General features: G+C 59.0%; 19 protein-coding genes. 4 read left to right on the top strand and 15 right to left on the bottom strand.

All coding sequences use genetic code 11. From position 1 onward, the window contains the following. The first annotated feature begins 52 nt into the window (after positions 1 to 52). Genes BMY98_RS27435 through BMY98_RS15190 form a run of 3 tightly spaced genes read left to right on the top strand, consistent with a single transcriptional unit; the run spans position 53 to position 3,217 of the window. Positions 53 to 292 (top strand): PP0621 family protein, encoded by a 240-nt coding sequence (locus tag BMY98_RS27435; RefSeq protein ID WP_074890538.1) that lies wholly within the window; start codon positions 53 to 55, stop codon positions 290 to 292. Then, a complete protein-coding gene (locus BMY98_RS15195) occupies positions 282 to 1,874 on the top strand; it encodes a sensor histidine kinase (RefSeq protein ID WP_074890537.1) in 1,593 nt (530 codons plus the stop codon). The genes BMY98_RS27435 and BMY98_RS15195 overlap by 11 nt, the downstream gene beginning before the upstream one ends. Before the next feature lie 2 nt (positions 1,875 to 1,876). Next, entirely contained in the window at positions 1,877 to 3,217 is a 1,341-nt protein-coding gene (locus BMY98_RS15190; RefSeq protein ID WP_074890535.1) for a sigma-54-dependent transcriptional regulator, read from the top strand. An 80-nt stretch (positions 3,218 to 3,297) separates the two neighbouring features. On the opposite strand, the gene thiO is transcribed toward BMY98_RS15190, so the two are convergent. The 11 genes from thiO to pilV (BMY98_RS15135) form a co-directional block, all read right to left on the bottom strand. Next, positions 3,298 to 4,401: a glycine oxidase ThiO gene (thiO, locus tag BMY98_RS15185; protein ID WP_074890567.1), complete on the bottom strand. Its 1,104-nt coding sequence runs from the start codon at positions 4,399 to 4,401 to the stop codon at positions 3,298 to 3,300. Between the two features lie 30 nt (positions 4,402 to 4,431). Further along, positions 4,432 to 4,830 carry a type IV pilin protein gene (locus tag BMY98_RS15180; RefSeq protein ID WP_108119151.1) on the bottom strand — a complete coding sequence of 133 codons (399 nt, stop codon included), beginning with the start codon at positions 4,828 to 4,830 and terminating at the stop codon, positions 4,432 to 4,434. 14 nt (positions 4,831 to 4,844) lie between these two features. Then, entirely contained in the window at positions 4,845 to 7,949 is a 3,105-nt protein-coding gene (locus tag BMY98_RS15175; protein ID WP_074890531.1) for a pilus assembly protein, read from the bottom strand. After that, a complete protein-coding gene (locus BMY98_RS15170) occupies positions 7,936 to 8,391 on the bottom strand; it encodes a pilus assembly PilX family protein (RefSeq protein ID WP_074890530.1) in 456 nt (151 codons plus the stop codon). The genes BMY98_RS15175 and BMY98_RS15170 overlap by 14 nt, the downstream gene beginning before the upstream one ends. Before the next feature lie 65 nt (positions 8,392 to 8,456). After that, the gene (locus BMY98_RS15165; protein ID WP_074890529.1) at positions 8,457 to 9,149 is read right to left on the bottom strand and encodes a PilW family protein; all 693 of its coding nucleotides are present in this window, start codon (positions 9,147 to 9,149) and stop codon (positions 8,457 to 8,459) included. After that, entirely contained in the window at positions 9,146 to 9,616 is a 471-nt protein-coding gene (pilV, locus tag BMY98_RS15160; protein WP_074890565.1) for a type IV pilus modification protein PilV, read from the bottom strand. Before pilV (BMY98_RS15160) ends, BMY98_RS15165 begins: the two co-directional genes overlap by 4 nt. Continuing rightward, entirely contained in the window at positions 9,616 to 10,098 is a 483-nt protein-coding gene (locus BMY98_RS15155) for a GspH/FimT family pseudopilin (protein ID WP_074890527.1), read from the bottom strand. The genes pilV (BMY98_RS15160) and BMY98_RS15155 overlap by 1 nt, the downstream gene beginning before the upstream one ends. A 125-nt stretch (positions 10,099 to 10,223) precedes the next feature. Next, entirely contained in the window at positions 10,224 to 10,646 is a 423-nt protein-coding gene (locus BMY98_RS15150) for a type IV pilin protein (protein WP_074890525.1), read from the bottom strand. Next, positions 10,643 to 11,134, bottom strand: coding sequence for a pilus assembly PilX family protein (locus tag BMY98_RS15145; RefSeq protein ID WP_074890564.1), 492 nt, complete (start codon positions 11,132 to 11,134; stop codon positions 10,643 to 10,645). Before BMY98_RS15145 ends, BMY98_RS15150 begins: the two co-directional genes overlap by 4 nt. Positions 11,135 to 11,138: 4 nt before the next feature. Continuing rightward, positions 11,139 to 11,840 carry a PilW family protein gene (locus BMY98_RS15140; protein ID WP_074890523.1) on the bottom strand — a complete coding sequence of 234 codons (702 nt, stop codon included), beginning with the start codon at positions 11,838 to 11,840 and terminating at the stop codon, positions 11,139 to 11,141. Further along, complete coding sequence (gene pilV / locus BMY98_RS15135; protein WP_281248178.1) at positions 11,837 to 12,277, bottom strand: type IV pilus modification protein PilV; 441 nt, start codon at positions 12,275 to 12,277, stop codon at positions 11,837 to 11,839. The genes BMY98_RS15140 and pilV (BMY98_RS15135) overlap by 4 nt, the downstream gene beginning before the upstream one ends. 183 nt (positions 12,278 to 12,460) lie before the next feature. Here pilV (BMY98_RS15135) and BMY98_RS15130 point away from each other — a divergent pair, with 183 nt between their 5' ends. Beyond that, the gene (locus BMY98_RS15130) at positions 12,461 to 12,964 is read left to right on the top strand and encodes a GspH/FimT family pseudopilin (protein ID WP_074890520.1); all 504 of its coding nucleotides are present in this window, start codon (positions 12,461 to 12,463) and stop codon (positions 12,962 to 12,964) included. A gap of 21 nt (positions 12,965 to 12,985) precedes the next feature. Here the strand turns inward: BMY98_RS15130 and ispH are convergent, their stop codons facing one another. The 4 genes from ispH to ileS all read right to left on the bottom strand — a co-directional run bounded on the left by ispH (position 12,986) and on the right by ileS (position 17,812). Next, positions 12,986 to 13,933, bottom strand: coding sequence for a 4-hydroxy-3-methylbut-2-enyl diphosphate reductase (gene ispH, locus BMY98_RS15125; protein WP_065987671.1), 948 nt, complete (start codon positions 13,931 to 13,933; stop codon positions 12,986 to 12,988). An 82-nt stretch (positions 13,934 to 14,015) separates the two neighbouring features. Beyond that, the gene (gene fkpB, locus BMY98_RS15120) at positions 14,016 to 14,468 is read right to left on the bottom strand and encodes an FKBP-type peptidyl-prolyl cis-trans isomerase (protein ID WP_074890562.1); all 453 of its coding nucleotides are present in this window, start codon (positions 14,466 to 14,468) and stop codon (positions 14,016 to 14,018) included. A 7-nt stretch (positions 14,469 to 14,475) separates the two neighbouring features. Continuing rightward, positions 14,476 to 14,988: a signal peptidase II gene (gene lspA / locus BMY98_RS15115; protein ID WP_074890518.1), complete on the bottom strand. Its 513-nt coding sequence runs from the start codon at positions 14,986 to 14,988 to the stop codon at positions 14,476 to 14,478. Then, the gene (gene ileS, locus BMY98_RS15110; RefSeq protein WP_074890516.1) at positions 14,981 to 17,812 is read right to left on the bottom strand and encodes an isoleucine--tRNA ligase; all 2,832 of its coding nucleotides are present in this window, start codon (positions 17,810 to 17,812) and stop codon (positions 14,981 to 14,983) included. Before ileS ends, lspA begins: the two co-directional genes overlap by 8 nt. Between the last annotated feature and the right edge of the window lies 1 nt (position 17,813).

Here is a 17,813-nt window from a genome sequence, read left to right as displayed (position 1 = left end):
CCGACACCCGCTTGGCTACACTGCGCGCTCTTCACTTCATAAGCTGACAGACATGATTCGCTTGATTATGTGGATCGCCCTGATCGCGGCGGCCATCTGGTTTTTCAAACGCTTGGTGAAAGGCCCTGCCCCACGCCCGAAACCCGCAACGCCGGAACTCGATGCCGCGCCCATGGTGCGTTGCGCGCAATGTGGCGTGCATGTCCTCCGCGATCGCGCGCTAAGCCAGGACCAGCGATGGTATTGCACCGAAGCGCACCGTTTGCAGGGCCCCGCTGCACGTGACCGCTGACAGCCTTTCGCTGACGACGCCTCAGGCCCAGCGCATATTGCGGCTGTATCACCTGTACCGTCTGAGCATTGGTGTGCTGCTGGTGCTGCTGATCTCCAGCAGCCTGGATGCCGAACTGCTGGAGCTGGCCGATATCGAGCTCTTCCGCATCGGCTGCTGGCTGTATCTGGTGTTCAATATTCTGGTGGTGGTGCTGCTGGAGCGCCCGAGCCGCCAGGGGCAACTGTTCTCCCTGGCCATGGCCGACACTCTGATGCTGGCCGCACTGTTCTACGCCGGGGGCGGTGCACCGAGCGGCATTGGCAACCTGATCATTGCCTCGGTCGCGATCAGCAATGTGCTGTTGCGCAAGCGAACCGGGCTGCTGATTGCCGCGCTGTCAGCCATCGGCATCATTTATCTGACCTTCTACATCAGCTATCACAAGCCTTCAGCGGCTAATCATTTCGTGCAGGCCGGCTCGCTGGGCGCTCTGTGCTTCGCGGCGGCACTGCTGGTACAGGCTCTCGCACGACGACTTCAGCTCAGCGAAGACATCGCCGAACGTCGCGCCGCTGACGTCGACAACCTTGAAGAGCTCAATGCACTGATCCTGCAACGCATGCGGACCGGCATTCTGGTGCTCGACGAGGATCACAAAGTGCTGCTCGCCAACCAGAGCGCGCTGAACCTCTTGGGGCACGAGCGCTTGCTGGGAGAAATCGTCGACGCGTATTCGCCGCAACTGGTAGAGCGCCTTGGTCAGTGGACAACCAATCCATCGATGGCACCGCGCGCCATCACCACTTCGGCCGTCGGTCCGGTGCTGCGTCCGGGTTTCATCGCACTGACGCGAGGGAGTCATCGCCACACGCTGGTGTTTCTCGACGACCTTTCCCAGATTTCCCAACAGGCCCAGCAGCTCAAACTCGCTGCCCTGGGCAGACTGACCGCCGGTATCGCCCACGAGATCCGCAACCCGCTGGGCGCCATCAGTCATGCCGCCCAGCTGCTGCTGGAATCCGAGGAACTGACCGCTCCGGACCGGCGTCTCAGTCAGATCATTCACGATCAATCGCGGCGGATGAATCTGGTGATCGAGAACGTTCTGCAGTTGTCTCGTCGACGTCAGACCGAACCCCATCTGCTGGATCTCAAGCAGTGGCTTGAGGCGTTCGTCCGGAACCTGCGCGACGAGCTGACCGCTAATCAGGCCGTGCACCTGGACATCGGCCCCGGCGTGCTCAGTACGCAGATGGACGCCGAGCAGTTGCAGCAAGTAATGAGCAATCTGCTGCAAAACGGGTTGCGCTACAGCGGCCAGCGGCACGAACAGGCGCAAGTCTGGCTAAGGTTGTTTCAAGCCCCGTTCAGTGAGCTGCCGACGCTGGAGGTCATCGACGACGGGCCGGGCGTTGCCGAAGAGCATCTTCCGAAAATCTTCGAACCCTTCTTCACCACCGAAAGCAAAGGAACCGGCCTGGGCCTGTACCTGTCGCGCGAGTTGTGCGAAAGCAATCAGGCGAGCCTCAACTACATTCCACGGGAAGGTGGCGGAAGCTGCATGCGAATTACCTTCGCCCATCCGTTCAAGCTGAGCTGAACATGAGCCAACGGCAAAAGATCCTGATCGTCGACGATGAGCCGGACATTCGTGAGTTGCTGGAAATCACGCTTGGACGGATGAAACTGGACACCCGCAGCGCGCGAAACGTCAAGGAAGCCCAAGAGTGGCTGGCGCGCGAGGGGTTTGACCTGTGCCTGACCGACATGCGCCTGCCCGATGGCAATGGCCTGGAACTGGTGCAGCACATTCAGAAGCGCCACAACCAAGTGCCGGTGGCGATGATCACCGCCCACGGCAGCCTCGACACGGCGATCCATGCCCTGAAAGCCGGCGCGTTCGACTTCCTGACCAAGCCGGTCGACCTGACGCGGTTGCGTGAGTTGGTGACCAGTGCCTTGCGCCTGCGCCTAGCGCCTGCCGAAGACAACCGCATCGACCATCGTCTGCTGGGCAGCTCTCCGCCGATGCAGTCGTTACGCAAGCAGATCGCCAAATTGGCGCGCAGCCAGGCGCCGATTTACATCAGCGGCGAATCAGGCAGCGGCAAGGAACTGGTGGCCCGGCTTATTCATGAGCAAGGCCCGCGCGCCGAGCAGCCGTTCGTGCCGGTCAACTGTGGCGCGATCCCGTCAGAGCTGATGGAAAGTGAATTCTTCGGGCACCGCAAAGGCAGCTTCACCGGCGCCCACGAAGACAAGCCCGGGCTGTTTCAGGTCGCCAACGGCGGGACGCTGTTTCTCGATGAAGTGGCTGACCTGCCGCTGGCTATGCAGGTGAAACTGCTCCGCGCGATCCAGGAAAAATCCGTCCGCGCGATTGGCGGCCAGCAGGAGCAAGTGGTGGATGTTCGCGTGCTGTGCGCCACCCACAAGGACCTCAATCAGGAAGTGGCCGCCGGGCGTTTCCGTCAGGATTTGTACTACCGGCTGAACGTCATCGAGCTGCGCGTACCGCCCCTGCGCGAACGCCGCGAGGATATCGAAGAGATCGCCAACAGCGTGCTGCGCCGCCTGACGGAATCCGCTGGCGAACCTGCCACCGTCCTCCCTCCCCACGCGCTGGCGGCCCTCAAGGGCTACCGCTTTCCCGGCAACGTGCGCGAGCTGGAAAACATGCTTGAGCGGGCCTACACGCTGTGCGAAGACGACCAGATCAATACCGCAGACCTGCGCCTGGCCGAACCGTCAAGGCCTACCGAGCAGGACGGTCCGAGCCTGGCCGACATCGATAACCTGGAAGACTATCTGGAAAGCATCGAGCGCAAGCTCATCCTGCAGGCGCTGGAGGAAACCCGCTGGAATCGCACGGCTGCGGCGCAGCGTTTGAATTTGACGTTCAGGTCGATGCGTTATCGGTTGAAGAAGCTTGGGCTGGAGTGACCGGTTCCGCGGCGCTGGACGGGTCCCAAAAAAAGGGACCGATCGTTCCCTTTTTGGGACCTGTTATCCGGCTGAACCCCTCAAGCGTTAAACCTTCCCGCAGGCGCATACGGCGCCTCATCGATAATCGGCTCATCCCCCACCAGCAAATCCGTCAGCAACTGACACGAGGCCGGCGCCAGTACCAGGCCGTTGCGGTAGTGCCCGCAGTTCAGCCATAAGCCTTGATGATTCGGCACCGGCCCGATGAATGGAATGCCGTCAGGCGAGCCCGGCCGCAGACCTGCCCAATGCCCGAAAACCTGAGCGTCTGCCAACGCGGGGATCAATTCGATCGCCGAAGCTTTCAGGCTTTCCAGGGCATTTTCGGTGGGTGTCTTATCAAACCCTTCGTGCTCAAGCGTACTGCCGATGAGGATATGTCCGTCACGCCGGGGAATCGCGTAACGGCCCTTGGCGAGGATCATGCTCGGCAGAAAGTCGGCGGCACATTTGTAGAGAATCATCTGCCCTTTGACCGGCTCAACGGGCAGCGCCAGCCCCAGCTTGCCGAGCAAGTCGCCGCTCCATGCACCTGCCGCCAGCACCACGCTATCGCCGAGCACATCGCCCTCGTCCGTCGTGACACCCAGTACGCGATCACCTTCGCGCACAAAGTCGATGACCTGGCAGTGCTCTCGAATCACCACGTTGGGCAACGCCAATAACGCAGCCTTCAGCGACTTGACCAGACGCGGGTTGCGCACGTTGGCGACGTCAGCCATGTGCACCGCACGTGAATAGCCACCGCCCATGACGGGGACGGCGTCGTAGACCGCAGAGATATCCACCGACCTCAGCGGACGATTCACCCGCGCCGCCCACTCGAGCGCTTCTGCTTCGTCGTCTAGATCCAGCCAGTAAAGGCCAGTCTTGTGCACTTGCGGATCAATGCCGGTCATTGCCAGCAAGCGCTCGGCGAGCTGTGGGTAAAAATCCTGCGACCAGTGCGAGAGTGCCGTTACCGCCGGGCTGTAGCGCCACGGGTAAAGCGGGGACACGATGCCGCCGCCGGCCCATGAAGACTCCTGACCGACTTCCGAGCGGTCGAGCAGCGTGACGCTTCGGACTTTGGAGGCGAGGTTGAAGGCGGTCAGGAGGCCGATGACGCCGCCGCCGATGATGACTATGTCTTGATTTAGCACAGCGGCCACGGCTTGCTCAGGTGCATGGATTCAACGGCCCCAACAGTCTTTGTTCGACAGCCCGGTAGAATTGCCGCGTACGCCGGCATTGGTGATGGTGAAGCTGCCGCATTTATCACCGTTCATCATGGCGGTGGGGTCAGGCGTCGCGGTCAGCGTAAAGTCCATACCAGTAGTAGCGTTCGAATAGGCGATGGCAACTTTGTACCAGGCATTTCTGGTGATAGGCACATTTAAATAACTTCCGTTCTTGGTGAAAGCGCGCTCTAGAATCTGGCTCTGCTCCATGAGCAATCCTGCTATTTCAGTACGGTGAGTGCGCCGTACGTATTCGGTATAACTGGGATACGCAATCGCCGCGAGGATACCTACAATCGCCACGACGATCATCAGCTCTATAAGGGTGAATCCCTTCGTTTTACTGCCCAACATTTCTCCTTTCCTCATCTGATCTGTCTCCACATGATGCGTCGGTTTGACACTACGGCCAAACCGTCAGGTGCGCCATTGGGTGTCCCGCCCAAGAAAAGAGCCTGGGTGCCATCGCCTTTATCAAGCGCTGCCGCAAAATAAGGCACCCCGCCGCTCACTAGAAAACCGCTTGAGTTGCTGTCAGCGCTGTTAACAAGCCCATCACCATTGGTATCCAGAACGGGATAACTGAGCATTCGTCCGTTCAAGGCATCTAAATCGACAAACCTACCCGATCCCGAACTGGAACATGGATCACCGGTGTCGACAATCGCAGTGGTAAATCGTACCCGGCCGAAAGCTAGCACGGCTGCGTAGATGACGCGCTCCCCCGTCGCCACGTTGTTGTAGATCAGCGGAAGGTAAAAGCCTTTCTTGGCTGCGTAATTTACGTCGTTCTGAGTGGTGGTAAAAAACTGCCCGGAGGATGCACTGTAAACGCCATTGATCGCCTGGGCCACAAGGTCACTCTCGTGATAGTTGGCACTCGTCCCATCGTTGTCCCAGATCGCATAGAACGCTTGAGTTGCAGTCGTTGTTTTGTCCGCTGTTTCAAGCAATTTGCCTGTCCCGAAATACACCATTTTTCCGCCGTTCGGGTTATTTCCCACCACCGGCTGAGCGGTGATCGGTTGATTCGCGCCTCCAGCGGCGGTAAACAACGGACTGCCGCCGAGTCCGACCTTCCAAGAGGCGGCTGTCTGCCCTGTGAAATCAAACTTCCACATCTGCCCTTTCAAATCACCGCCATAGGCGTATTGCACGACACTCTGAGCATTGACGCGCAATCTCACAGAAGACAGTCCGTTATTGCCTGAAGTATCAACGGTTATCTCCCTTATGAGCGCCCCATTGCTGGCATCAACAACGAAGAGTGACGCCACGCCGTTGGTGCTGCCATAACCGTTAGAGATGAACGCCGCCCACCGACCATCCGGCAATTGCGCAACCACCGGCTTGGCATACGCGTACCCCATATTGGTAAATCCAGCAGAGGCACTGTTGATGTCCCACAGCGCCTTCACTGTGTTCGAGGCACCGGCGTTGAACAACTGCAACGCATAAAACCCCTTGCCACCCGAGCCGCTCCCGCCAATGGCGAGCGTTTTCCACGACGAGGCGAACTGAACGTCTACGATTGAAATCTGGCCGTCCACGAGAAATTTGTGAGACACGCCGCTTATATAGTTTGGGTCCGCGACGTAATGAAGATTAGCGAGGACCGTTGACGGCATGTATGCATAACGCCTGTCGCCCGTCGACGGGTCAATTACGTTTACCAACCCATCGTTGGCATTCACTACCAAGTTGGGATTCATCGAGTTAGTTTTGATGTCCAGATACGTAGAGTAGCTATTGTCAGATGCGGGATCTGACGCTGGGTTATCTGTGGGCGAGGCATAGGCCAAGGGTGAGTTGATCACATCACCGAGTAACACCGTGCGTGTCTTCAATCCTGTCTTGTTGATGCCCTTGCTCCATTGCACCAAGTCAAGTCCGGAGATACCCAGTGGCAGGTTGGCGCTGAGCACGAGCTGTTGCGGCAATGAGAAGTTGGGAAAGGACAGCGGAATGACGCTATTGGTTAGCGTATTCCAAGACTCGTATGTCGACGTAATACCAGGAACGATCCGTGTATCTGTAGACCATTTAGGTGCAGCCGTGTTGACAACCCCATCCGCACCGATGGACAAGGCCTTGATCGTCCCTCGCCAGTCCGTAGGGTCGTATTGAGTCTGATAAAACACAGAGTTGCTGGACAGAGTAGAAGAGTTCGCTGCCGCACCGCCCCCAGTCCCTGCGCGGGATGTGATGTCGTTCAGCGCCGCAGACAGCGCAGTATTCAGACCTGCGCTGTCCGTCGCTTGATAATAGATACCCTTACCATTGACGGCCGCTTTGGAGAGCATAGCGTTGGCCGCTGTGAAGCCGACGGTATACGTGAACATGTTTTGCTTTGTGAAGTCGGTCGCATCCCAACTCTTGCCGGCAGCATCGGTGCCGCCAATGCGCATATCAATGTCGTAAGCAAATTTCGCGATATCGTCCAAATACAGCGTGTCACCCTCACCATCGCCGTTGAGGTTGTCACCGTCATCGTCAGTGGGATCCCAGTTAGGCAAGTTAGTGCCGCCTTGGGGATCGTTGGTGGGGAACGTGCGGTCGTAAGTTGGCAGACCGTCGGTGATAACGACACCATAGTTGCGCTGGCAACGGTATTGAATCGGACTGGTGTAGGTTGCTGGCGTCGAGTTGTAGTACGGCGCCAGCCCACGAAAGTAGCGGGTAACCTCGTAATACGTTTCAGCCAGTGGAGTATTGGCGATCGCCGATAGACCGTTGGTTGGACCGTTGATTGAATCAATCAACAAACTGTAGTTTTTGGTCGCCTGGGCGGCGGTGGTTGAGGTCGTCTGAGATAAGTCGCTGATCGGCCTTACGATGTTGCCGCCAGGCCCGGAATCCCTGCTCGTAGGTGGGTTGAATGTAGCCAGGCCTATGCGCAGATTTCGGTTGCTGGCCACCAGCGCCGCTGACACATTGCGAGCAACGTTGATTCGATAATCATCGGGAATCGAATCATCTGTTGTGTAGTCTTTTTTTGGCAGCGACGTGGCGTAAAGCAAGTAGCTGATGTAGGCAGTTGTGTACCGAGTATTCCCGTTTCCCACGGGGTCGGGCAGTTTGAGACAAACGACGCTGCCAGTTGAGGCTTTATAGAAGCCGTCGTATCCAAAAGCACATCCCCCAGCGCGCAGGTTTCCTACAAAAAAGTTGGTGTCAGTCATATCCAGGGCATTGATGAAGAGGCAGTTAGTGTCCGAACTGCAGTTATACACTTGCACCGGTTTCGCATTCGGATCGAACCCTGAGGCCCATATAATGCTGTTCATACTCCCGGAATCATCCACCAACAGCATCACGTTCGGAGTCACTGAGCCTACCGTTAACAAAGGCGAGTCTGACGGCACAAAAGCAGCGTAGGCAGTCGCCGAGCCATAAAGCCCAAGCAAAGCACCCATCAACAGCCTGCCCAAATAAAGCCTTGCTTTGCGGCACCACTCAACGTTTGGCATAAATACTTTCCACTACAGTGCGTGAGTTACCCGACACGCCTACGCCGGTGATGCGATACAGCGTCCAAGAGTTACTTTCATCCTCCCCGACAAAATTGACGTTTACCGGGTCCTTCGTTGTCGCAATTTTCTGCACAGCCCAAAAACCTCCCGCTATGTCTGTCGCCGCGAACCAGATCACGCCCGAGGTACTGTTCGCGCCCGGTACGAGTACGCTTGCGGCTTCCGGAGGCGGAGCGCACTTTGTGCACGTCGCCAGTTTGTAATCATTGGCCTGAACTGCAGACTCCCCCATACGCGCAGCCGCTTCCGCGATTTGAAAGGACTCGTTGCGGAGCTTGACGCTGCCCGACATCTTTTCCTGAAGCGTTGCGTTCTGCATCGATGAGATCCCGATCAACGTCAGCAGCAAGAGAAACACCAGACTGACGAGCAGAGCCATTCCGCGCTCGCGAAACCGAATACATTGAACAGCTCTTCGCCTGGTTACTTTCACGATGGCAGCACCTAGTAGAGACGGTTACGTAAAGCGGTGAGAACGCTGAACGTCTGGTTTTTAACCCGACCGGTCGCGTCTGTCATCTCCAGGGTCAGTCGCACACTGCGTATCAGGTTCGTGCTGGCAGGCGTTGCCGTGTAGCCCGTAACAGCTGTGTCCGAGGCCGTATTGGCAGTACCAAACATAACCGCGAAATTTTTCACGTTACTGACGATGGGAGCGCCCCCTAGAAGTATCTGGTTATTCGTAAACTGATAGACGAGCTGACGTATCGGAAACGCTAACTGATTAGCAGCGGGTGTAGCCGCCCCGGTTGTAGCGGTCGCTCCCGACTTGCAATCGGAGACAACGGTCCAGGTCGGAGTACCGCCGTTGTTTCCCACATCGGATGTTACCAACGTCAATTTCGACGCTGCGTTATCCCACCGGACTGGCGTCAGCTGCGCAGCGGCGAAGTCACTGTTGGCGCTTGAGTCTTTGACCGTCGCCAGACAGCCAAACATTCCGACCATGCGTATTTCCTGAGCCATCTTGGTGAGGATGAAACGTGCATCCTCTTGCATGACCGCCGAGGCGTTCTGTGACAGATAGGTGTTCTTGGCTGAAATGAAAATCTGAATAACACCCGCCACTATAAGCAAACCCAATAGCAGCGAGATCATGATCTCGATCAGGCCGAAGCCCCTGGCGCGGTGCTTCATTGCGTCACCTTCGCGTCTATCGCCACACGACTCTTCACAGTAAAGGTCTGCAAGGGAGTTGCCGGGTTGGCGGCCCGGGCATCACTCCAGGTCACCGTAATGGTGACCAGCCTCTTATACGTCGGATCCACCGTAATGGTCCCATCGCCCGTGACGGGGTCGAGAGTTTGGATATTGGTCTTGAAGTCGTAGAGATCCTGCGTGCGCGGAACAGTCAGATTGGGGCCAGAAGTCACCGCCGCCAGGGAAGTCAAACTATAGTCAGCATCAGGATTGGCGCGTATGCGGTCCATCATGTCGTACGCGATAAAGCTTGCCTGGCTGCTGAGCCTTGAACTGTCGGTGTATTTCAGCGCATTCAACTGAAGCGCTGCCGCACCCAACAGCCCAATGGCCAGTACAAGCAGGGCGACCAATACTTCAATCAGCGTCGTGCCCTGTTGCTTATAACCCATCCGTTCGTTCATCAGCATCCACCCAATACGATACGACCGCTCAGGCATATGTTGATCACTCGGGTGATGGTGCCGCGTGTATAGGTGACGCTTACGGCAGCAGCCGCCGTCGGCACTGGTGCGGCCAACCCCCCCAGGTTGTTGAAGTCGATCGCAGTAGGATTTCCGCTCACTGTAAGCACTGATGCAGAATCCATCGCCGGCAAAACTCGCAGAATGGGAATCGGCGCCGTTGCCGCAGGATCAATGGCACTCAGCTGCGTATTCCAGGCAGCACCCGCCACCGATGGCGTGATACGAATGACAGTGCCACTGTTGATGGCTTGTTGGCGGGCGTAATTAAGGAAACGCTGAAAGTCGCTGACCTCCGTATCTGCCTTGGTGTTTTGAATCGCCGTGCTGAAACTCGGAACGGCGATCGCGGCGAGGATGCCGACCAACGTGATGGTCACCAGCAACTCGACCAGCGTAAAGCCCCGACACCCTTTAGCCATTTAATCTCTCCTTAATGGAGAAACTATATAGCAACCGGTTGTTTCAATATTTGCCGGGGGGATGTGTGGCTGTTTTCGGCAGACGAACGCCCTGACGCGCGGTGCCGTAGCAGACCTAGGTCATCTCACCGCCCCCAACACCCCAACACACTGGCAGCCCCCGACATCCCGAGATTGTCGCGCCTGCCGGTGTTTTCCAGCACAAAGCTGCCACAGGCATCCCCGCCCATAATCCCTCCGCCAATGGGCGATGCGGTCAGCGTAAATGTCCGCTCCTTGCGCTCTGCCCCTATCCGATAAAACGCATTCCCCTTCGATACCTCATGACTGAAAGCCGGCGGCCCGCTGACGTCCGAGTATTGTCCTGCCCGCGAGTGAAACCGCTCAAGCTTCTGCGCCTCTTCAACCAGCACTCCTGCGATCTCGGAGCGGCGGGTTTTCCGGGTGTATTCGCTGTATTGCGGATACGCGACGGCGGCGAGAATCGCGACGATGGCGATGGCAATCAGCAGTTCGATCAAGGTGAAGCCCGCGGTTTGTCTATTCATTGCCGCTGCCGCCACATGACACGACGCTCCTGGGTGTGGATGCTTTCGAGCACGGTGCGTGAGTCGCCCTCAATACCAATAGCGGTCACGCGGTACAAACTCCAGAGCTGACCGTCTCCGCCACCTGCTGGTTGATCAGTTTTGCCGACATGCTGAATACCGTAGAAGCCACCGCGTGTTGCGACCCAACTCACACCCGAGTCCCCGCCCGTTCCGCTACTGGAAAGGGTCAGCGCTTCAGGCGGTGGCAAACATTTCGCTGGAGACGAACAGGGCGACTGGGAAAACCCCGGTGAGACAATTTTCGCTTCCGCCATGCGCAGGGCTGTCTCGGCAGACTGAAACGAGGCAACACGCCGGTTGAGCGTGCCGGCCACTTTTTCCTGGAGCGTGGCGTTCTGCATCGACGATGTGGCCAACAGGGTTAGCAGCAACAGGAACACCAGGCTGACGATCAACACCGCACCACGCTGTGCATTCATGTTCATGCCCTCATCCCAGCCGATTACGGATGGCGGCGACGACATCAACGGTTTGCTCCTGCACCCGGTCTGCAGGGTCGAACAGGGTCAGGGTCAAGCGCACGCTGCGGATCAGCGAGGGGTCGGCAGTGACGGCGTACCGCGAGATGGAGCGATCATTGATCGATCCGGCGACGCCGAACAACACGCTGAACGCGCGCACGTTGCTGACCAACGGCTGGCCGTTCAGCGACAGTTCATTGCGCGCCTTGTTGAAGCGATAGACCTGCCGGTGCACTGGCATCGCAGTCTCATTGGGGGCAAGTCGGGGCGCCCGGCCGTTGGTGTACGCGCTGGCGGACGACACGCAGTCAGTGTGAATGACCCAGGTCGACCAGCCGCCGCCCTCTCCGGTCCCGGCCGTGGCGAGGGTCAGTGTCTGAGAGCTGGCATCCCAGTGGATCGGCTCTTCAAACGCCTTGGAAAAGCCTTTGCCGACGCTGGCGTCCCCGACTTTCCCCAGGCAGCCGAACATGCCCACCAGCCGCACTTCCTGGACCATTTTGCTGAGCACGAATCGCGCGTCTTCCTGCAGGCTGGCGGACGATGTCTGACTGGCATAACTGTTCTTTGAACTGATAAATATCTGCGCCAAGGCCAGCGACATCACCAATCCCAACACCAGCGCCAGCAGCACCTCGACGAGGCCAAAGCCCTTCTCCAGAGTCTTCATGGCCGGGCGGCCCGCTCGGCAGAGAAATCAGCGCTCAGCGTGAGCGTTTGCTTCTGTGCAGCCTCTTGGCTGGCACGGGAATCGTCCCATTTCAATGTGAGGGTCACGCTCGATCCCGCTACCGCAATTGATGCCTCGGCGTCGTCACCGACGGCGCGCTTCAACTGTGTAGCGAAGTCGTACAAGTCTTGCTGTCGAGGGACGGCGAGACTGCCGGACGTTGGCGCCTGACTCAGCGAAGCCAGCGCGTAACTGCTTCGAGAGTTGGCACGGATGCGCTCGAAAAGATCATGGGCGATGAAGCTGACGTGCAGGCTGCGCATCGAGCTGTCGGTGTACTTCAGCGCGTTGAGCTGCAGCATCGCCACACCCAAAATGCCAACGCTGAAGATCAACAGCGCGACCATCACTTCGATCAGTGTCATGCCTGATTGCATCGCCTTCCCTGCCATCGCCCACCTCTGCCGTCCGCTTTGCAGCCAACAGTGAAGACGATGCGCGGCAGTTTGCCCGGAGGATGTGTAACGGCGCCTTGCGGACATACCGGCTGACAATCGACCCGGTTGTCAGCGCGGCTGAGGGGGTGTTTCCTTGGGCGCCGCACTCAACGGAAGACGCTCGTGAAACAGCAAGGATTGACGCTGATTGAACTGCTGGCTGGGTTGGTGATTGTCGCCATCATCGCGACCCTGGCGATCCCCGCCTTCGGCCAATTGATCGACTCACAGCGACGTCAGGACACCGCTCAGCAACTGGCCAGCGGGCTGCGCATGGCTCGCACAGAGGCGATTCTGCGCAGTCAGCCGGTGGTGATGCAGGCGCTGGAAAATGACTGGAGCCGGGGCTGGAATGTGTTCGTCGACAGCAACCGCAACCAGTTCAGGGACGAGGGTGAGCTGTCGCTCGCCGAGTTCGCCAGCCACCGCAACGTCAGGGTCGTCGGCAACACCAAGGTGGCCGTGCGCATTGGTTTCGATAACACGGGGCGGCTGCTGAACAACGCCAACGGGACACTGGCGGTGTGCCTCAAAGACGCACCCGCCAGTCGCTATCAGTTGGCGATTGCGGTGACCGGCAGGGTCACGCTGCGATCCGAAGGATTCGGCAGCGAGCCCTGTGCATGATGCGGTGACAGGATGACCGGATTACAGCAGCGACTTGACGCGCAATTCCTTGGGCATCGAGAAGGTGATGTTTTCCTCGCGCCCGGCCAACTCGTCTTCGCCGGTAGCTCCCCAGGCGTGCAGCTGCTGGATCACGCCACGCACCAGCACTTCAGGCGCCGAAGCACCGGCAGTAATGCCGATGCGTCCAACGCCGTCGAACCAGCTGCGCTGCATGTCTTCGGCGCCATCGATCAGATAGGCCGGGGTCGACATGCGTTCAGCCAGTTCACGCAGGCGATTGGAGTTGGAGCTGTTCGGGCTGCCGACCACCAGCACCACGTCACACTCATCGGCCAATACCTTGACCGCGTCCTGGCGGTTTTGGGTGGCGTAACAGATGTCGTCCTTGCGCGGGCCACCAATGGCCGGGAATCGTGTGCGCAAGGCGTCGATCACACGGCTGGTATCGTCCATCGACAGCGTGGTCTGGGTCACGAAAGCCAGGTTCTCGGGATTGCTCACCTGGAGATTAGCGACGTCCGCTTCGTCTTCGACCAGATAGATCGCGCCACCATTGCTGGCATCGTACTGCCCCATCGTGCCCTCGACCTCAGGGTGGCCGGCGTGACCAATCAGGATGCACTCGCGGCCGTCACGGCTATAGCGCGCGACCTCGATATGCACTTTGGTCACCAGCGGACACGTGGCGTCGAACACCTTCAGACCACGGCCTGCCGCCTCGGTACGCACCGCCTGCGACACGCCGTGGGCACTGAAGATCACGATGACGTCGTCCGGCACCTGATCAAGTTCTTCGACGAAGATTGCGCCACGGCTGCGCAGGTCTTCGACGACGAATTTGTTATGAACCACTTCATGGCGCACGTAGATCGGCGGGCCAAACACTTCCAGCGCGCGATTGACGATTTCGATCGCACGGTCCACCCCGGCACAGAAGCCACGTGGGTTGGCGAGTTTGATTTGCATGATGTGCCTCGTGTCTACGCGCAATGAAACATATAAACGAAAAGGCCCCGAACAGTGCCGGGGCCAAGCGCTCTGGCAATGCTCAGAGTGCCTTCACCTCGAAGATTTCCACTTCGAAGGTCAACGTCTTGCCGGAGAGCGGATGATTGAAGTCGACGGTGACCTGATCATCGTCCACCGCTTTCACCACGCCCGGCAGTTCGGTATTCGCCGCATCGTTGAAGATCACCAGCAGCCCTTCCGACAGTTCCATGTTCTGGAACTGCGAACGCGGCATGACCTGCACATTCTGCGGGTTCGGCTGGCCGAAAGCGTTTTCCGGCGGTACCTGAAGGGTACGCTTGTCCCCGGCTTTGAAACCGAAGATCAGCGCTTCAAAGCCCGGCAGCAGGCTGCCATCGCCGACCTTGAAGGTCGCCGGGGCCTTGTCGAACGTGCTGTCGACGGTGTCACCATTTTCCAGGTGCAGCGCGAAATGCAGGGTGACTTCCGTGTTCTGACCGATGCGTGTTTCCTGAGTAGCCTGTTCGGTCATCAACTGATCAGTCATTGACGGTCTCTCCGGTTTTCTTGCTCTTGAACATGTCCAGAGCCAGCATGATCGCGCCAATGGTAATGGCGCTGTCCGCGACATTGAAGGCCGGGAAGCCGTGTTCTTTCCAATGCACGAATATGAAGTCTATGACATGGCCGATGAAGATTCGGTCATACAGATTGCCCAGCGCCCCGCCCAGGATAAGGGCAAGGGCAACCGCCAGCCAGGTTTCGTCCCGCCCGAGCCGCTTGAGCCAGACCACCAGCACCGCACTCACCACGACCGCAATCAGCGCAAACAACCAGCGCTGCCAGCCGGAGCTGTCGGCCAGGAAGCTGAACGCAGCCCCGGTGTTGTAGGCCAGCATCCAGCTGAAGTAGTCAGGAAGGATGACGATCTGCTCGTACAACTCCAGGCGGTTTTCGAAGTAGAACTTGCTGGCCTGGTCAATGACCACCACCAGCACGCTCAGCCACAACCAACCCAGTCGGCCCATACGGCCAGCCGATGCATTAGGCATAGTGACGAACCTCGCCTGCGCCGCTGATGTTGTCGACGCAACGACCGCAAATCTCCGGATGCTCAGGGTTGACCCCGACGTCCTCGCGGTGATGCCAGCAGCGCGCGCACTTTGCGTGGCCGGATTTGACGACTTTGAGCTTCAAACCGGCGACTTCGGTAACCACGGCATCGGCAGGCGCGCTGACGAAAGGCGCGACGCTGGCCGTTGAGGTGATCAGCACGAAACGCAGCTCGTTGCTCAGCTTGGACAGATCCGCTACCAGTGCGTCTTCGGCGTACAGCGTGACCTCGGCCTGTAAGTTGCCGCCGATAGCCTTGGCCGCGCGCAGGTTCTCCATTTCTTTGTTGACCGCCACCTTCACCGCCATGATCCGCTCCCAGTAGGCGCGGTCCAGCTCGAAGCCTTCCGGCAGCTCGGTCAGGTCCTGGTACCAGGTGTTGAGCATCACCGACTCGTTGCGCTCGCCCGGCAGGTACTGCCACAGCTCATCGGCGGTAAACGCCAGGATCGGTGCGATCCAGCGAACCAGCGCTTCGGAGATGTGGAACAGCGCGGTCTGGCAAGAACGACGCGCCTTGCTGTTGGCGCCGGTGGTGTACTGGCGATCCTTGATGATGTCGAGGTAGAAACCGCCCAACTCCTGCACACAGAAGTTGTGCACCTTCGAGTAGACGTTCCAGAACCGATACTCGCCGTAGTGCTCTTCCAGCTCACGTTGCAGCAGCAGCGCGCGATCCACGGCCCAGCGATCCAGCGCCAGCATGTCTTCGGCTGGCAGCAAGTCGGTGGCCGGGTTGAAGCCGGTCAGGTTCGAGAGCAGGAAGCGCGCGGTGTTGCGAATGCGTCGATACGCATCGGCGCTGCGCTGCAGGATGGTGTTGGAGACGGCCATCTCGCCGGAGTAGTCAGTCGCCGAAACCCACAGACGCATGATGTCGGCGCCCAGCGTGTCGTTGACGGTCTGCGGGGCAATGACGTTGCCCAGCGACTTGGACATCTTGCGGCCGTTTTCGTCCACGGTGAAACCATGGGTGAGCAACTCACGGTACGGCGCGTGATTGTCGATGGCGCAACCGGTCAGCAGCGACGAGTGGAACCAGCCGCGGTGCTGGTCGGAACCTTCCAGGTACAGGTCGGCGCGAGGACCGCTTTCGTGGCCCATCGGGTGCGAGCCGCGCAGGACGTGCCAGTGAGTGGTGCCGGAGTCGAACCAGACGTCCAGGGTGTCGGAAATCTTGTCGTAGTGCGGCGCTTCGTCACCCAGCAGCTCGGCAGCGTCCATCTTGAACCAGGCTTCGATGCCTTCCTGCTCGACCCGCTGAGCGACTTCTTCCATCAGCTCGACAGTGCGCGGGTGCAGCTCGCCGCTTTCCTTGTTCAGGAAAAACGGGATCGGCACGCCCCAGTTGCGCTGCCGGGAGATGCACCAGTCAGGGCGGTTGGCGATCATCGAGTGCAGGCGCGCCTGCCCCCATGCCGGGACGAACTTGGTTTCTTCGATGGCCTTCACGGCGCGGTTGCGCAGGGTGTCACCCGACGTCGGCTGCTTGTCCATGCCGACGAACCACTGCGCGGTGGCGCGGTAGATCAGCGGCGTCTTGTGGCGCCAGCAGTGCATGTAGCTGTGGGTGATGGTTTCGGTGTGCAGCAACGCGCCGACTTCGGTCAGCTTGTCGATGATGGGCTGGTTGGCCTTGAAGATGAACTGGCCACCGAAGAACTCCAGCGACGGGCTGTACACGCCGTTGCTTTGCACCGGGCTGATGATGTCGTCGTTGGTCAGGCCGTAGGCCTTGCAGATCACGAAGTCGTCGACGCCATAGGCGGGCGAGCAGTGAACGACGCCGGTACCCGCGCCCAGCTCGACGTAGTCCGCCAGATAGATGGGCGAAAGACGATCGTAGAACGGATGACGGAAGTTGATCAGCTCAAGCGCTGAACCCTCGGCAGTCGCCAGCACCGAACCTTCGAGGTTCCAGCGCTTGAGGCAGGACTCAACCAGCTCTTCAGCCAGCACCAGCAGACGCTCGCCGGTGTCGACCAGCGCGTAGGTGAATTCCGGGTGAACGTTGAGCGCCTGGTTTGCCGGGATGGTCCACGGGGTGGTGGTCCAGATCACGATGGCAGCAGGTTTGCCCAGGCTTGGCAGACCGAAGGCGGCAGCCAGCTTGTCGCCATCGGCCGCCGGAAAGGCGACGTCGATGGTGGACGATTTCTTGTCCTGGTATTCGACTTCCGCTTCAGCCAGTGCCGAGCCGCAATCGAAACACCAGTTGACCGGCTTCAGGCCCTTGAAGACGAAGCCGTTCTTGACCATTTCAGCCAGCGCACGGATTTCCCCGGCCTCGTTGGCGAAGTCCATGGTGCGGTACGGGTTGGCCCAGTCGCCCAGTACGCCCAGACGAATGAACTCGGCTTTCTGCCCCTCGATCTGCTCGGCCGCGTAGGCACGGCACAGTTCGCGGGTCTTGTCCGCAGGCAGGTTTTTGCCATGTGTGACTTCGACTTTGTGCTCGATCGGCAGACCGTGGCAATCCCAGCCCGGAACGTAAGGCGCGTCGAAGCCCGACAGGGTCTTCGAGCGAACGATCATGTCCTTGAGAATCTTGTTGACCGCGTGACCGATGTGGATATTGCCGTTGGCGTACGGAGGCCCGTCGTGCAGCACGAACTTGGGCCGATCCTTGCCAATTTCGCGCAGCTTCTGGTACAGGCCAATGCTGTCCCAGCGCTGCAGAGTTTGCGGCTCGCGCTGGGGCAGGCCGGCCTTCATCGGGAAGGCGGTGTCCGGAAGATTAAGCGTGGCTTTGTAGTCGGTCATT

It is taken from the genome of Pseudomonas graminis (genome assembly GCF_900111735.1).
Classification (GTDB): Bacteria; Pseudomonadota; Gammaproteobacteria; order Pseudomonadales; family Pseudomonadaceae; genus Aquipseudomonas; species Aquipseudomonas graminis.
Note: the sequence above shows the minus strand (reverse complement) of the source record. Positions and strands in the feature narration are given on the sequence as shown.